The sequence below is a fragment of the Vibrio sp. OPT20 genome (genome assembly GCF_963889365.1).
In the GTDB taxonomy this organism is placed as follows: Bacteria; Pseudomonadota; Gammaproteobacteria; order Enterobacterales; family Vibrionaceae; genus Vibrio; species Vibrio splendidus.
The window spans coordinates 324,668-341,235 of the sequence record NZ_CAWPOA010000031.1 but is presented as its reverse complement, the minus strand read 5'-3'; the positions used below and the strand labels follow the sequence as shown (position 1 = coordinate 341,235).

Sequence of the window (16,568 nt, the reverse complement as noted above, 5' to 3'; positions counted from 1 at the left end):
GCTCATACCGACCAATACAAAAAAGGCCCCTATACAGGCTGTCTCTTGATCACAAGTCTGGTTAATCAAGAGACTTAGCGAGTTCATACCCTTCAAGGATGGTTTGTAACCTAAACCATCCTTGCCATAACGTCTTTATAGAAGCGCGACCTGTTCGCTTGGTATTCTTCCAACCACCTAACCGAGCAATACCGTTGTAAGCCCATGATATATTAGGCGCTTCTTTCGGTAGTTTTTTGCTCTCCAACTTGAGCCACATTAACTTCCACGCTTTGCCTTTTAATACCGGCTCACAACTGCTCTTAGATAACTCGTCTGATTCATTCATAAACCTCAACTGGAGTAACCGAGTCGCGATAAAAGCCAAAACGACGCTGAGCCTTTCTAAGTTATCCTTACTTTGCATTCTCAGTTGCTCAACTTCAGTCCCTTCACTTTTCCAGACTTTATGAAAATCTTCTATTAGCCAGCGCCGCTCATAATAACTGACGATTTTGAGTGCCTCTTCCTTGCTCGTTATCGGCTCTGAAGTCAGTAAGTGCCATGCGAGCTTATTACCACTCTCTCCTTGTTCTATACATCCCACGTAGTAAAGCGGAATGTTATCGAACTCTTTTTTGTTAGCAGGAGACTTGAGTGTCACGGGGGCATATTTGATATCTAAATGAGCCTTGCGAGCTTTACGACCGCCTTTTTGCGGTATTTCTAGCACTTTCTCTCCGGCTGATAACAGGGTAGAGGCATAGCTATAAAGACGATTATCATGCTCTTCAATACAGCGGCTTTGCATTGAGCGAACGAGGAACCTTTGTTGTTGCTCTCGCTTGTAAGTGAGGTATTCAAATAGGTCGGCTTCTCTATCGCACACAGAAATGACATCCGAAATTTTATCGCCAAGTCGCTCAGCGACATGGCGAGAGGCTTGTTCCCACTTATAACTTTCTTTCTCTTTGTATGGTCGAGTCGCATGCTGGTGCCTTTGACCTCGCTTTTCTATATCACGAGTCCAGCGCTGTTGTTCAATTAAACCAATAACAGATTGAGTGTCGGGAGCAAAAAGTAAGGTTGAGTGTACGAACATGGCGCGATGTCGATTGCCTTGATTGGAGTGCCCGAGTTCATCTCGAATGCTGCGATGGGAGTAACTGAGAGAAGTGGTGTCTTCTAAGGCAAGAAGTGTTTGTTGCTCTAATGCTTCTTGTGCGGTGACATAAAAACCCGCTTCTGCGATATCTTCTGCTTTGATTTGCTCATTACGGATGAAGCGATAAGCCCCTTCCATTTCAGCAGGGGAGATAATGAGTTTCGAGACAGGTACGCCAGGTTGCTCGGCCAGTGAGGCTGCGAGAGCAACGAGTCTTTGAGTGCGTCTAGGGTCATTAAGGTGGGCTTGACCGAACTGTTTTTGTGCCCAAAGGGTTGGCTCTATATAGGTCATGATAATCATCCTTGTCATTGCTTAGATGATCAGATCATGAAACCTAAAAATAGTTCAAAAAAAATCCCCAAGCGTGGCTTAGGGATTTGTGTATAAGAGACAGCCCAACAGGAGCCTTTCAAATCGTATTTTTCAATCAAATAGCTTTAGTTCAAGGAAAAGGCGCGGAGTTTACGAATGTAAATGAGCACCTTTGACACAGAAATTAAGCTATTTGAGCCAGAAAAATTAAGCGTAAACCGGTAGACGCTTACAGATTTCTAGTACTTTTGCTTTAGTTGCTTCGATAACAGACTCATCACCCATGTTATCTAGGATGTCACACATCCAACCTGCTAACTCTTTCGCGTCTGCTTCTGAGAAACCACGACGAGTGATAGAAGGAGAACCGATACGGATACCTGAAGTAACGAACGGGCTACGTGGATCGTTTGGTACTGAGTTCTTGTTCACTGTGATGTTAGCTGAACCTAGTGCTGCATCTGCTTCTTTACCTGTGATGTCTTTGTCGATTAGGTCAACTAGGAACAGGTGGTTCTCTGTAGAACCTGAAACGATGTTGTAACCGCGTGCTAGGAATTCAGCCACCATTGCTTTTGCGTTAGCAACAACGCGAGCTTGGTATTCTTTGAACTCTGGCTCTAGAGCTTCTTTGAACGCTACTGCTTTACCAGCGATAACGTGCATTAGAGGACCGCCTTGGCCGCCAGGGAATACTGCTGAGTTTAGCTTCTTGTAAAGATCTTCACCTTCGTTAGAAAGGATAAGACCACCACGAGGACCAGCAAGCGTTTTGTGCGTTGTTGTTGTAACAACGTGAGCGTGTGGAACTGGGTTCGGGTAAACGCCTGCAGCGATTAGACCCGCAACGTGAGCCATATCTACGAAGAAGTAAGCACCTACTTTGTCAGCGATTTCACGCATGCGCGCCCAATCACAAACTTGAGAGTAAGCTGAGAAACCACCGATGATCATCTTAGGTTTGTGCTCGATAGCTAGCGCTTCCATCTCTTCGTAATCGATTTGACCTGCTTCATCGATACCGTAAGGGATGATGTTGTAAAGCTTACCAGAGAAGTTTACTGGAGAACCGTGAGTTAGGTGACCACCGTGCGCTAGGCTCATACCTAGAACAGTATCGCCAGCATTCAGTAGTGCCATGTATACAGCGTTGTTTGCTTGAGAACCTGAGTGAGGTTGTACGTTCGCGTATTGAGCGCCAAACAGTTCACATGCACGTTCGATTGCTAGAGTTTCAACTTTATCTACGAACTCACAACCACCGTAGTAACGCTTACCAGGGTAGCCTTCAGCGTATTTGTTTGTAAGTTGAGAACCTTGAGCTTCCATTACACGTGGGCTTGTGTAGTTTTCTGAAGCGATAAGTTCGATGTGCTCTTCCTGACGAAGAGTTTCTTCTTGGATAGCTGCGAATAGGTCCGCATCGTAATCAGCAATGTTCATGTCACGCTTAAGCATCTGTATCTCCTGACTCAGATTGTACTGAAAGTTTCAAAAAAACCACACAACGACCGAAAGCAAACGTTTCCGTCACCGTTTTGATGTGACGCATTCTACATAATTTGATCTAGGTCATAAAGAGCTAATTGCAATTTTATCATGCAGTTTTTTCATAATCACATATAAGATTCATCATGGTTATTAAGCTTATCCAACCAAAGATGACGCTTACTGTCAATTTTACGCTTTACACCCTGTAAAACGCAGATTACATAGGTTTACCTTAATTTTGCCCCTCAAGCTACCGAAAGCTAAGGTTTTTCTCTACTATGCACGCCTTTATTGGTTAGGTAATTATTAAAACGATGGAAAAACACTCACGTAAAGAAGATTGGGTAGCTATTCTCACTGGCACGTTTTTAGTGGCGTTAGGCGTCTTCTTTTTACAGTCAGCGAACCTGCTTACCGGTGGTACTACTGGCTTGGCTCTGCTTTTGAGTCAATTCTTACCTGTAACCTTCGGTATTTTGTACTTTGTGGCCAACTGTCCATTCTATTTATTAGCGTGGAAACGATTTGGCCGTAGCTTTGCCATTAGCAGTGCAATTGCTGGTGCGTTAGTTTCTGTGTTTGCCGATCATTTATACCTAGTTATCTCACTAGAAGTTCATAACGAGATCTACTGTGCTGTTGCCGGTGGCTTATTAATGGGCTTAGGTATGTTAATCCTATTCCGTCATCGCTCGAGCTTGGGTGGCTTCAACGTATTATGTTTGTTCATCCAAGACCGCTACGGCATCTCTGTAGGTAAAACTCAGATGGGCATTGATGCCTGTATTCTGTTTGCTTCTTGCTTCTTCGTATCGCCTTGGGTAATTGCCGTTTCGGTATTGGGCACCGCAGTATTGAACATCGTATTGGCAATGAACCACAAGCCTACTCGTTACTCGGTGAATTACGCGTCTTAATACCCATCCCCCTATGAATTACTAGCTGTTTTTAGTAACAAAAACAGCTAGAATTTAGGTTTTATAAACCGTCGCCTTTTCTATGCAAGATTACCTCTCCAGCGCCAAAGACCAACAAGCCTCTATTTATATTGAAGGCTTGGAGTTCAACCCCAACACACGAGTCTTAAGCTGCGACGAGCAGGTCATTGATTTAGAGCCTCGTTCTATCGAGCTCTTAGAGTTATTTCTTACCAGCGTTGGTCAACCGCTCGCCGCCGAGCACATCATTGAATCTGTCTGGCAAAGCAACTTTATTTCCAAAAATGTTCTGACCAACCGAATCAGTACGTTACGTTCAGTACTTCAAAAACACCTGCCTGATAGCGACGCAACCAAAATACTAGTGACTTACCCACGTAAAGGCTATTTTCTAAACCCAAACTCGGTTAGTTTTGCCGCGACCTCCCCTGAAACTGCCCCGAATGATGCAGAACTGGAATCTCCAGTCAGTCAAGAAGGGAATAGATCTAATCCAGTTAACCCTTGGTTAGTCGTGGTGTCTTTGGCTTTGCTGATCAGCACTGCGGTAATGGGTTACATGCTTTGGCAATCTCCCACTCGCGCTTCAGAAATTGAACGTGACCAACGATTGATTCCTAAGGTCGAGCTTCTCCTGAACCGATTGGATGCCATTGGTGAGAATTCCAGAAAATACCGAAAAGTCGTAAAAGCATTATTACTTCAACAGCAGATTGAATACGCCTACACCGATCTTGCTAACCAAGATGCGCCAAGCTACTTCCTTGACCCTATTGATAGCTCTCCCTTCTTTCCGGGCGCAAAGAACATGCGTACCAGTGATTACCTGCTTAACATTCAGCTCAAAGATCAAGAAGTGGACAAACGCCTTATCGCAAAGATAAGCCTGATTTACCCAAACTCAGGGAAGCTCGCATTTGGTGGTGTTTACTCTATTGATGTCAATAATATCAGCAGCAGCCTTATGGAGATCAACCGAGAGCTAGCTAACTACTTTGCACTGCCAGCACCATTACCGCCAGAATGGTCAGTCGACAATGCCGAAGTCAGCGAATTGCTAAGTGGAAAAGCCATAGCGCTGGATGACATCAAGCTCAATACCATGACGTCGACTCTGATTGCGCGTCAACTTGCGCTATTTGAAACAGATCAGAAGAAGCTCGTCGCGTTCACTAACCTTGTTCAAACTCGTTTTAACCGACTACCAGACGAACTGAAGCTGTGGCTTGGTATCATTCATTTCAAACTAAGAGACCTGCAAACCGCAAAAGAGCTTCTGACCAATACCTCAGGCAACTCTACTATCGAAAATGCGTTGGTTTATATGATGGTATCTCATATCGCTTATAAGCAAGACAACATGGAGAAGTTTCGCCTGAACTACATGGAGTCTCTAGTTGCCTTATTGAGAGTGGTTCCATCCGAAGATCTATTCGCCCGGCTATCCAAACCAGAATCAAAATCGACCTGCCTGCAACCTTGGAAGAGCTTGAAGCTAAGCGTTAAAGACCCACTTATCATAAAACAGTGGGAAAGCTTAATGCTGAATTACTGCACAGCTGTTGGGCAACAGATCTCAAATCAAAACAAAAAACCATTTAAAATAAATAACTTAAACATAAATTAAGATCTTATGTGACTTCGTTTTTTGCCCTATTTACTCTTCAAACAATAACATTCCTAAAAACATCGGGCCCACCAAGGGCTTCCAACTTTAGGAATGTTCAACATGAAAAAAACAATGACGCTGCTAGCGACCTCTCTCTTTGCTCTCTATGGTTGTGGCGGCGGCTCTTCTTCTGGTTCTACAGATGGTAATAAAGGCCCAAGCAGTCAGGTTGATTACCCGATTGCGAGCTCTGCATTTTCCCCTAAACCAGAAACAACATTGGGCTACTCGTTTACCAAAGATGGTCAGACTGAAGGCGTGATGACAATGAACTTCACTCCTTTAAGCGGTGAGCTCATTATTGCAGGGTTACAAGAAGAGGCCGGCAATGAAGCGGTCGTTCAAGTTATCAATGACCTGATCAATTACGGCATCACCGAATTTTATGTTTCTGAAGACATCATGACGAATGCTGAAGGTACACAAGAAGACGGCAGCATTTATTTTGCAGGCCCCGACCGTGGGTTACACGAAATCACCAACGCTTACTTCATTGGTAGCCAATACATCACAAGAATGATGTACAGCAGCCCAATGTTCCGTTTGAAAGGAACAGACGTAAAAGAGAGCAACCCGATCATTGATATCAGTGAGGAAACCGTTTCGTTACAAGTCACGTTAGATGGCGAAGCAGTCGCTAACATGCTGAATGACTTTGAAGATCACTCGTGGGTAGCAAGCCTTCCAACTGACGCCTCGTGCCAAGTCACATGGCAACAACAGATTGAAGAAACAGGTGTACGTAAGAGTTTCAAGATCTCTGATAAATCGATCGAAGCTGCGAACCTAACGGAGAAAAACACCTACAACATCAACTGTGAAGGCATGGATTCCGCAGAATTTGGCACATCATCAGAGCGCTGGTTCAACCCAAGTATCGGCTTAATTGAACAGATTGAATTAATGTCTGTAGAACAATCTACTATCGAAGAATCAGCAGCGATACTGACCTCAATTAGCTAGCCTTGACTTAGACTCACTAAACCTAAGCTTAACCGCGAAACCGCAAACAATAAAAAAGGCTTTGGGGAGCACTCCAAAGCCTTTTAACAGCCGAATCCTTTAAGGGGAATGAGAATCAAGCCGATTGAAATAAAAACAAGGCTAACCTTCAATCAAGAGAATACGAGTCTCGTAAGGTCGCAAAACTTGATGATGAGACGCCACTAAACTCTCGCTCACTTGATAATTAGACAACAAGCTCTTAGCCTTCGCCATCTCAAAACGTTCAGGTAAAACGCATTCAGCCTCTTCACCATAGTAGTTGTTAATGCACAGCAGAGTTTGTCCTTCACTCTCACGAACATACGCAAAAATGGATGGATGCTCAGGCAGAAGGTCTTGATAGCGACCATGAGTAATCACCGGTACTCGTTTACGTAACTCAATCAAAGCCTTGTAGAAGTAAAATACAGAATCTTTATCTTCCAACGCTTGCTCAGCGTTGATCTCAGTGTAGTTATTCGCAACATCTAACCATGGCTGTGATAGCGAAAAGCCAGCGTAAGGCTCACTGTTCCATTGCATTGGTGTACGAGAGTTATCACGAGATTTCTGCGCTAAGATCGCCATCATATCTTGATGAGTAACACCGTCACGGTTAACCATGATGTCGTACATATTGGTACTCTCTACATCACGATACTGGCTAATTTCAGTATAGCCAGGGTTAGTCATGCCAATCTCTTCACCTTGATAGATATAGGGTGTGCCTTGCATCATGTGTACAGAAGCGGCAAGCATCTTAGCTGATTCAACGCGATATTGCTGATCGTTACCTAAGCGGCTCACGACTCTTGGTTGGTCGTGGTTACACCAGAATAGTGCACCCCAACCTTTTCCGTTCAATCCCGTTTGCCAGTGGTTAAAGATTGACTTGAGCTGTAAGAAATCGAAGGGAGCGTTGGTCCACTTCTCACCATTGGTGTAATCGACCTTAAGGTGGTGGAAGTTAAACACCATCGATAGCTCGCTGTTATCAATGTTTGAATATTGCTGACAATGCTCCAACGTGGTTGAAGACATCTCGCCGACGGTCACGCTGCCGTATTTCTGGAATACCGCTTCGCTGATCTCTTTTAGATATTCGTGCACACGTGGGCCATCGGTATAGAAACGACGACCATCGCCAATATCATCATTAGGGAAGTCTTGCTGCTTTGAAATCAGGTTAATGACATCGAGCCGGAAACCATCGACGCCCTTTTCAGCCCAGAAGCTGATAACGTCTTTCACTTCTTCACGTACAACCGGGTTCTCCCAATTAAGGTCAGCCTGTTCTTTGGCGAATAAGTGTAGGAAGTATTGTCCAGTCGCCTCATCTAATTCCCATGCATTACCACCGAACTTAGACTGCCAGTTGGTTGGTGCTTGACCGTTTACTGGGTCTTTCCAGATGTAATAATCACGGTATGGGCTGTTTTTGTCACCCAAAGCAGATTGAAACCATGCATGCTCTGTCGAAGTGTGGTTTACCACGATATCCATCACGATACGGATACCACGTTGGTGCGCTTCAGACAGCAATAAGTCGAAGTCTTCCATGGTGCCGAATTGAGGATTAATCGCGTAGTAGTCTGAAATATCGTAGCCATTATCGATCATAGGAGATGCGTAAACCGGGGTTAGCCAAATCGCATCCACGCTCAAGTTTTTGAGGTAATCCAGTTTCGAAATGATCCCTTTGATATCGCCAGTACCTTTACTGCCACTGTCACAAAAGCTCTTTGGGTAGATTTGATAGATGGTTGCGGTTTTCCACCAGCTTTCATCATGTTCAGTCATCGCCATCTCTAACACTCACTTACCTGAAAATATAAAATAAAAATCACCATGCTTACATGGTCGAATAGCCGTTATAACTAAAAGAAAAAGCTATAAATAAGAGAAAAAGCGATGACTTACTTGAAGCCATCGCTTGTTAAATGCATTACGCGTTGGCGGTTTCTAGCTCGCCTTTCATCTGTGCTCGTTTATAGAAAAACAATGTCAGCGTTATCGGCAGTACAACCGCCACCAGCATCGCGACTAAGTAAATCGACCAATATTGAGGTTGAATCGATAAGATACCCGGCAAACCACCAACACCGATACCATTCGCCATCACACCTGCACTACCACAGATTGCAGCCGCTGCGGCACTGCCGATCATTGCGCTCAGCATTGGGAATTTGTATTTAAGGTTGATGCCGTACATCGCTGGTTCCGTCACACCTAGGTACGCTGAGATTGCAGCTGGTACTGAGATGTCTCGTTCACCTTCACGCTTACTCAAAATAATAATGCCAACTACAGCAGATGCTTGTGCAATGTTTGATAGCGCAATCAAAGGCCAGATTGGTGTGCCACCTAAGTCTTGCATCAGTTGTAAGTCCACAGCGTTGGTTGTGTGGTGAATACCTGTGATAACCAAAGGTGCGTATAAGAAGCCAAAGACTACTGACCCAAGAATCGCGAAGTCGCCGGTCATTGCCACTTTGGCAGCGAATGCCACACCATCACCTAACATACGACCGAATGGGCCAATGAAAGCGTGCGCTAGAATCACAGACAAGATGATCGAGACAAATGGCACGACAACCAGGTACAGATAAGAAGGAACAATGCGCTTAAGGTTGGTCTCAATGAAAGCCAGAGCCACACCCGCTAACATCGCAGGGATCACCTGAGCCTGATAACCAACTTTCTCTATCACGAACAGACCAAAGTCCCACACCTCAGGCACCGACTTACCTATCATGTAAGCGTTCATCAATTGTGGAGAAACCAAGGTCACACCAAGCGTGATACCTAAAATAGGCGTTCCGCCGAGTTTCTTAACGGTTGCCCAACACACACCAACTGGTAGGAAGAAGAAAATAGCTTCGCCGATCAACCATAAGAATGAGTGAACGGTTGCCCAGAATTGGCTAATCTCAACCAAGGTTTTGCCGTCGAACATGCGAATGTCGCCAATCACATTACGGAAACCAAGAATCAAACCACCAGTAATAATGGCAGGTAGCAGTGGTACGAAAATTTCGGCTAAATGGGAGATACCACGCTCAAGGAAATTCATGTTTTGACGAGCAGCCAACTTCGCCTCATCTTTTGATGATGCATCTTTACCCGTTTGCTCAATCAGAAGTGCGTACACCTCATCAACCTCGGTGCCAATCACGACTTGGAATTGACCTGCGTTCGTAAAGCAGCCTTTTACCAGTTTAAGCTTCTCTAATTCTGCTTTGTTCGCTTGTTCCGTATCGTTCAATACAAAACGCAGTCGAGTTAGACAATGGCTGACACTCGCAATATTCTCTTTGCCACCGACTAACTCGATAAGACGCGCAACGTCTTGCTTCGCTATCTTACTCATACTACCCCACCCTGGTTTCATTCAATTACTCTTCTAAACCATGCAGCTATAACCACTCGATTTAGATTTATGGGAACATTCCCAACTACGGGTATTATAATGCCCTCATGAATAATAAATTAAAATGGGAACAGTCCCATTAATTGAAAGAGATCACACTCTAATTTTAATCTAAGCGGTTCAATTTCGCTTGATTGAGTGGATTATAGGATAGGAGATTGAGTGTGATGAGAGATCTCTGCATTGCCTAAAAGCTGAGAGATCAATAGATTAGCGGCTAACTTCCCCGCAGATTGATATCCAGGATCAATGCTAAATACTCGAGGGAACAAGAAGGAGAGAAGATCATTGCCACCAACGCCAGTCACCACCACATCTTCACGTTGTAACTCTTGCAGACGTTTGATTACGCCAAGAGCCAGTGTATCACTCGCACAGACAATCGCTTGAGTCGCAGGAGCAAGCACCTCATCCACCAACTGATAAGCGCTTTCATGATGAAGTTGACCAGTACGATAGTTCGCAATTGAACCTGTATTTTCACACCACTCGAGATAAGCCTTAAGACGCAGTTCACCGGTTGATTTGTCACTAGGATCAACGCCAATGAAGCCAACCTCAGAGATCCCCTGATCTGCTAAATGCGTTAACGCACTATTGATCACCTGTTGGTTATCATAGTTAATCGACGTCACGTTCTCGGTGTCCAGAGCAATCACCACCGCTTTGTGTTCCCAAGCTTCAATCGCAGGAATATCACAGTCAGTAAAACCGAATACAATGATGCCGTCTACATTGCGACGCTTGAGAACCTGCAGATGTTCATTGGCTTTTTCTCTATCAAGCTGACTTTCCATGATCACCACATCGTAATCCGCTCGATACAACTCGGCCAGCATCGTACTTACCGCTTTGTTTTCAGAAGGAGAGTCCAGACGAGAAATGATTACGCCGATGACTTTTTGACTGCCACCGCGCATAGACTGTGCAGACTTTGAAGGCGAGTACCCAGATTCTTGAATTACTCTTTCCACCCTTTCACGGGTTTCAGGTTTCACTTTTGGATCATTGGTCAGAACGCGAGATACGGTTGACTTACCAACACCGGACAGCTTAGCAATATCGAGAATAGTGAGTTTTTTGCTCATAAAAAGTCTAACGTTAAAGGGAAGAGAGGAAAAAGCGAGGGCATACCCCCTCACTTAACTGTTTGTAAATCCTAGAAGTTAACTATGACTTACTTTCGGCAATTTTTATAGACGACACGACCAAGTTCTAGACGTGCGTTGTCACCTTTAGTGCGTAAAGTGACGCTATTGATCAGTTCAGAGGTTCCATCATCTAAGATGTACTTCGTTCCTGAACCTGCCGCTATTTGAGTTAGGCGATATTCATTCTCTGGCAAACGTAATACCGCTTTTTCATTACCAAGGTAAGCGACCTTAAATGAAGCGTCAGACTCACATTGATAAGTCACGAATTGATCATCCGAGACTGCACCATCAAGCGCCGCGGATTTAGAACACCCGACTAACGCTACCGTACATAGAGATGCTGCCAACAATGCTTTCATACTGCGTTCCTCATCTTTATATAGTTAACGGCACTGATATCTTATTGATGGGTTAGCACCCCAGTTAACTGGTTAGAACCCACGTAATAAGTAAGCCTGTTAACGATAGGAAAATGTATCAGCCTTTCAGGAAAGCTGGTACACCCTTAATGCTATCTAGCACTACACTGGCAAGTGCCTCACCCTTTTCAGTCACGGGTTTACCGGTTCTCACCAATACTCTGGTACCAACACCAGCTGCTTCTGCGGCCATCATGTCTTCAGCTTTATCGCCAATCATGACAGAGTTAGCCATATCAATTTTGAGAAAGTCACGCGCTGAAATGAACATACCAGGTTTAGGCTTACGACATTCACAATCTTGCTTATAGTCGCCAATGCCGTGTTCAGGGTGATGAGGACAGTAATAGATACCATCTAACTCAACGCCATTATCGACAAAGTTCCAATCCATCCACTGCGTCAAAGAAAGAAAACGATCTTCGCTAAACTTGCCACGAGCAATACCAGATTGGTTGGTCACAAGTACCAATAAATAGCCCATATCTTTAAACGCTTTTGCCGCTTCAAACACACCATCGATGTATTCAAAGTCATGCTCATCATGTACGTAGCCATGATCAACGTTAATCACACCATCACGATCTAAAAAAACAGCAGGTTTAGACAAAATTCAGTTCTCTATCAACTCTCTATTAATCATTAATTATTACACGCTTTATTTGCTTCATCACTATCTATTTAGTTTTGCGTTCGTTAACGATTTGTTTCTACCTTAGCAACACTATCGACGTTTAGCCGTCTAGACGTAAAAATATCTATTGACTTAGATCATAGAACACCATAGCATCGTCTGTAAATCGAGCGAGCTATCGACATATTATTCTGTTCCACCTGCACGGGTTTCTCTATGATTAAAGTGAATCAAGTCAACAAGGTTTTTTATCAAGGCACTAAAGAAATCAATGCCTTAATCGATATCAACCTTTACATACCTCAAGGTCAAATCTTTGGAGTTATCGGCTCTTCAGGTGCAGGCAAAAGTACCCTGATCCGTTGTGTAAATATGTTGGAAGCCCCGACCTCAGGTGAAGTGATTGTTGACGGTATTGACCTGACAAAACTCAGCAAATCAGAACTCAGCGAAGCTCGCCGTAACATCGGCATGATCTTCCAACACTTCAATCTGCTGTCTTCTCGTACTGTATTTAACAACGTAGCACTGCCTTTAGAGCTTGCTGGTAGAGATAAAGCTGCGATTGAAGCGAAAGTGAGTGAACTACTTGAGCTTGTTGGTCTATCGGATAAGCGTGATACCTACCCTGCGAACTTAAGTGGTGGTCAAAAGCAACGTGTCGCGATTGCTCGTGCGCTAGCGTCAGACCCAAAAGTACTGCTATGTGATGAAGCGACCAGTGCGCTGGATCCAGCAACAACGCAATCAATTCTTGAGCTGCTACGTGAAATCAACCGTAAGTTGAGTATCACTATCCTACTGATTACTCATGAAATGGATGTGGTTAAAAGCATCTGTCACGAAGTCGCGATCATTGGTGATGGTGAGCTAGTAGAGAAAGGCACTGTGGGTGAAATATTCGCACACCCTAAAACAGAGCTGGCACATCAGTTCATTCGTTCAACGCTCGATCTAACGATTCCTGAAGATTACCAAGCACGTTTGCAAGATACTCGCGTAAACAGCAGCTATCCACTGGTACGCCTTGAGTTTACAGGTGCAACGGTCGATGCTCCGTTGATGACGCAAATCGCACGCAAATTCAACATCGACGTTAGCATCTTAAGCTCTGACCTTGATTACGCCGGCGGCGTGAAGTTCGGCATGATGGTTGCTGAATTGTTCGGTAATGAAGCAGATGATAATGCTGCTATCCAATTCCTACGCGACAACAATGTAAAAGTAGAGGTGCTTGGCTATGTCCTTTAGTTTCAACGAGATTGCTGACTGGATCAGCCTTAACGGTAACCTTCTATTAGGCGCAACAGGTGAAACTCTTTACATGGTTGCTGTTGCAGGCATCGTTGGTTTCGCTGTCGGTATCCCATTAGGCGTGATTCTACACACGACTAAAAAAGGTGGTCTGTTAGAGAACACCAAGCTAAACAAAATTCTTGGTGCGGTTGTCAACGTAGGCCGTTCCGTGCCCTTCTTAGTACTGATGGTTGCAATCATCCCACTGACTAAGATGTTGATTGGTACCTTCATCGGTACAACCGCAGCGATTGTTCCACTAACAATTGGCGCTATACCATTCGTGGCTCGACTTATCGAAAGTGCACTACTTGAAGTACCAACAGGTCTAGTAGAAGCGGCTCAATCAATGGGCGCAACACCAACACAAATCATCAATAAGGTTCTGCTTCCAGAAGCACTACCGACTATCATCAACTCAGTAACGATTACGCTAGTGACTCTGGTGAGCTACTCAGCAATGGCCGGTACTGTGGGCGGTGGTGGCCTAGGTGATGTCGCGATTCGTTACGGATTCCACCGCTACGATGTGACCATCATGGCTGTGACAGTAGTGATGTTGATTGTGCTTGTACAAATTATTCAATCAATCGGTGATTCATTGGTTCGCCGCGTTGACCACAGATAAAGACTCACGCATAAAGATGAGAGTCGTCTGAACCAAATTAAATAGATTTATTAAAAGGAGATTATTATGAAATTTAGCCTTAAAGGTTTACTGACTATCGCAGCGGCAGCTTCAGCGCTAGTACTAGCAGGTTGTGGCGAGAAAGAAGTGGATACTTCTAAAATCAAAGTTGGCGTAATGGCAGGTGCTGAAGCACAAGTTGCAGAAGTAGCAGCTAAAGTAGCAAAAGAGCAGTACGGCCTAGATGTTGAGTTAGTGACGTTCACAGATTACGTAACACCAAACGCAGCTCTAGATGACGGTTCTATCGATATCAATGCATTCCAACACGCACCGTACCTAGATCAGCAAGTGGCTGACCGTGGTTACAAGCTAACAATCGCTGGTAACACGTTTGTTTACCCAATTGCAGGTTACTCTAAAGAAGTGAAATCTGTAGATGAAATCCAAGACGGCGCTCGTATTGCAGTACCAAACGACCCTACAAACCTAGGTCGCTCTCTACTTCTTCTTGAGCAACAAGGTCTACTTGAACTTCGTGAAGGCGCTGGTCTTCTAGCAACCGTTCGTGACATTGTGGGTAACCCTAAGAACCTAACGATTGTTGAACTAGACGCAGCTCAACTGCCACGTTCTCTTGATGATGTTGCACTGTCTATCATCAACACAACTTACGCGAGCTCTATCAACCTGACTCCGCAAAAAGACGGCATCTTCGTTGAAGACAAAGACTCTCCATATGTAAACCTAATCGTTTCTCGTGAAGAAAATCTAAACGCTGAAAATGTACAGAACTTCGTAAAAGCTTACCAAACTGAAGAAGTGTACAACGCAGCTTCTGATATCTTCCAAGGTGGCGTAGTTAAAGGTTGGTAATCAACTAAACGACAGCACTGTATAGATACCCGAAGGGGCTGACATAACGTCAGCCCCTTTTTATTGGTTAGGATTTACAAGAAAGTTCGACTTACCACCAAGCTTCCACTTGCATACCAACACTCATTTCACTGTTTTTACCTTCACCGAAAGCATTGTCGTTTTCAGCATCATTCAGGTAAGTGGCAAAGATACGGAATTCAGGACGAGACCAGAAACCCACTTGTGGAACCCAGGCCTGAGCAATTGTGAATTTACCACCCGCCCCATCTTTATTATCGATAGTTTCAACAAAGCCACCAATTTCAAGAATGGTACGCATACGCTTGTCCCACTTGTAAAGCGGGCGAATTACCGCACTGAAAGAATCATCATCGCTATTATTGGCGCCAACACCGGTTGATGCTGCATAACGCACAGTGTGGCCAAACTCAATATTTTCTCCAATCGCAAGCACGCCCCAGTTAATCAAACGGAAGCCATCGGCGTCGTTGTTGTTTGCATCTCGAACGATGCCTTTACCCGTACCAAAAGTCGTCATCTGCTCGGCATAACCGGAATTAGCAACCTGTAAAATGGTTTTGTTGAAGCCACCTGATAGGTTTTGATTCAAACTTGCCGTTAACATTACGCTGTCATCCGCGTCGATCGTTTGACCTTGTTTTTCATTGGCGAAGTTCATATCAATGCCGACCTCAAGATCCGCATTGTTCCACAATGGAATCCCGGCATAGCGCACGTCTGCAATCATGGCTGTGGTTTCTTTGCCATCAAATACATCACCCGTAACGGTGTCTTGAATCAAAGCTACCGATAATTTACCTGGGCCCATATTGATGTGTTCAACACCAGCACCAATACCACTGACATCCCAGTAGTAGTTGTCAACGATGTGCACATCATGACGCTGGTAGTAACGTTCACCCGCCCAAATTCCAATGTCCTTATCTTCAAAAAGCCCCACAGCCTGAACATTCAATTGCACCACATCAACGCTTTTATCCGCCGCGTTTTCATCTTGGCCTTGCCAGTACGACAACATGGAATCAACTAAAAATGAAACGTCGTCCTCGGCATACACCTCTTTCTTAAAACCAAACTCACCATACAGGTCATTTTCGTTGCCGAGTCGGCCAACTTTACTCACCTCCCACTTGCTGTTTGAGCCGCCTTCATTACTCAGGCCAACGCCTCCGCGCATGTACCCATTGAACTCCAATGGCGTGGTTTCATCAGCGTATAAATTAGGGGCAAGTAAAGCAGTAGAGAGTGCAGCAGCAATAGGTAACAGTTTCATCGTCCATTCCTTTCAGATCTAGAATCAGGTTATTTTTATAAATGGGAACATTCCCATGGGATCGATCCCATTTATATTGAGAAGAATATAAATTGAAAGAGAACTGATTGATTATTGTGATCAGGCTAACTATTGAGGTAACTAAAAGTTGATGGGTGTTGGATTATTTCTATGAATACGTTGGAGCTACAGAAAGAGGGGAATATCACGTTCTGTACCTACTTGGGGGGGGGGAACAGTAGCGAACAATTAGGGAGTAATAAAGATTGGGAAAAGATAGCTTGTGAGTCGCG

The 16,568-nt window shown here is 44.4% G+C and carries 14 protein-coding genes; 6 read left to right on the top strand and 8 right to left on the bottom strand.

Translation table 11 applies throughout. From position 1 onward, the window contains the following. Nucleotides 1–61: 61 nt before the first annotated feature. Together AACR09_RS02665 and glyA are read right to left on the bottom strand one after the other, a co-directional pair. Nucleotides 62–1,438 carry an IS4 family transposase gene (locus tag AACR09_RS02665; RefSeq protein ID WP_193835980.1) on the bottom strand — a complete coding sequence of 459 codons (1,377 nt, stop codon included), beginning with the start codon at nt 1,436–1,438 and terminating at the stop codon, nt 62–64. 228 nt (nt 1,439–1,666) lie between these two features. Continuing rightward, entirely contained in the window at nt 1,667–2,917 is a 1,251-nt protein-coding gene (gene glyA / locus AACR09_RS02660; RefSeq protein WP_017084166.1) for a serine hydroxymethyltransferase, read from the bottom strand. Nucleotides 2,918–3,264: 347 nt separating this feature from the next. On the opposite strand from glyA, the gene AACR09_RS02655 reads away from it, so the two are divergent. The 3 genes from AACR09_RS02655 to AACR09_RS02645 all read left to right on the top strand — a co-directional run bounded on the left by AACR09_RS02655 (nt 3,265) and on the right by AACR09_RS02645 (nt 6,520). Continuing rightward, a complete protein-coding gene (locus tag AACR09_RS02655; protein WP_016784986.1) occupies nt 3,265–3,867 on the top strand; it encodes a YitT family protein in 603 nt (200 codons plus the stop codon). An 82-nt stretch (nt 3,868–3,949) separates the two neighbouring features. Continuing rightward, nucleotides 3,950–5,515 (top strand): winged helix-turn-helix domain-containing protein, encoded by a 1,566-nt coding sequence (locus AACR09_RS02650; protein ID WP_193835979.1) that lies wholly within the window; start codon nt 3,950–3,952, stop codon nt 5,513–5,515. A gap of 102 nt (nt 5,516–5,617) precedes the next feature. After that, nucleotides 5,618–6,520 (top strand): hypothetical protein, encoded by a 903-nt coding sequence (locus AACR09_RS02645; RefSeq protein ID WP_193835978.1) that lies wholly within the window; start codon nt 5,618–5,620, stop codon nt 6,518–6,520. A gap of 141 nt (nt 6,521–6,661) precedes the next feature. Here AACR09_RS02645 and treC read toward each other — a convergent pair whose 3' ends face one another. From treC to gmhB, 5 genes are all read right to left on the bottom strand, one after another. Beyond that, the gene (gene treC / locus AACR09_RS02640; RefSeq protein ID WP_193835977.1) at nt 6,662–8,347 is read right to left on the bottom strand and encodes an alpha,alpha-phosphotrehalase; all 1,686 of its coding nucleotides are present in this window, start codon (nt 8,345–8,347) and stop codon (nt 6,662–6,664) included. A 139-nt stretch (nt 8,348–8,486) separates the two neighbouring features. Continuing rightward, the gene (treB, locus tag AACR09_RS02635) at nt 8,487–9,911 is read right to left on the bottom strand and encodes a PTS trehalose transporter subunit IIBC (RefSeq protein ID WP_016791314.1); all 1,425 of its coding nucleotides are present in this window, start codon (nt 9,909–9,911) and stop codon (nt 8,487–8,489) included. Between the two features lie 203 nt (nt 9,912–10,114). Further along, nucleotides 10,115–11,059: a trehalose operon repressor TreR gene (gene treR, locus AACR09_RS02630; RefSeq protein ID WP_004734376.1), complete on the bottom strand. Its 945-nt coding sequence runs from the start codon at nt 11,057–11,059 to the stop codon at nt 10,115–10,117. A gap of 89 nt (nt 11,060–11,148) precedes the next feature. Beyond that, on the bottom strand, nt 11,149–11,484 hold the full coding sequence (locus tag AACR09_RS02625) for an MliC family protein (protein ID WP_004734375.1): 336 nt from the start codon (nt 11,482–11,484) through the stop codon (nt 11,149–11,151). A gap of 118 nt (nt 11,485–11,602) precedes the next feature. Beyond that, nucleotides 11,603–12,154, bottom strand: a complete 552-nt coding sequence (gene gmhB, locus AACR09_RS02620) for a D-glycero-beta-D-manno-heptose 1,7-bisphosphate 7-phosphatase (protein ID WP_193835976.1) — start codon at nt 12,152–12,154, stop codon at nt 11,603–11,605. A gap of 240 nt (nt 12,155–12,394) precedes the next feature. On the opposite strand from gmhB, the gene metN reads away from it, so the two are divergent. The 3 genes from metN to AACR09_RS02605 all read left to right on the top strand — a co-directional run bounded on the left by metN (nt 12,395) and on the right by AACR09_RS02605 (nt 14,978). Then, entirely contained in the window at nt 12,395–13,429 is a 1,035-nt protein-coding gene (metN, locus tag AACR09_RS02615) for a methionine ABC transporter ATP-binding protein MetN (RefSeq protein WP_102561139.1), read from the top strand. Beyond that, nucleotides 13,419–14,102, top strand: a complete 684-nt coding sequence (locus AACR09_RS02610; protein WP_004734372.1) for a methionine ABC transporter permease — start codon at nt 13,419–13,421, stop codon at nt 14,100–14,102. Before metN ends, AACR09_RS02610 begins: the two co-directional genes overlap by 11 nt. Before the next feature lie 66 nt (nt 14,103–14,168). After that, on the top strand, nt 14,169–14,978 hold the full coding sequence (locus tag AACR09_RS02605) for a MetQ/NlpA family lipoprotein (RefSeq protein WP_004734371.1): 810 nt from the start codon (nt 14,169–14,171) through the stop codon (nt 14,976–14,978). A 91-nt stretch (nt 14,979–15,069) separates the two neighbouring features. Here the strand turns inward: AACR09_RS02605 and AACR09_RS02600 are convergent, their stop codons facing one another. Continuing rightward, on the bottom strand, nt 15,070–16,275 hold the full coding sequence (locus AACR09_RS02600) for a carbohydrate porin (protein ID WP_193835975.1): 1,206 nt from the start codon (nt 16,273–16,275) through the stop codon (nt 15,070–15,072). Nucleotides 16,276–16,568 lie beyond the last annotated feature (293 nt).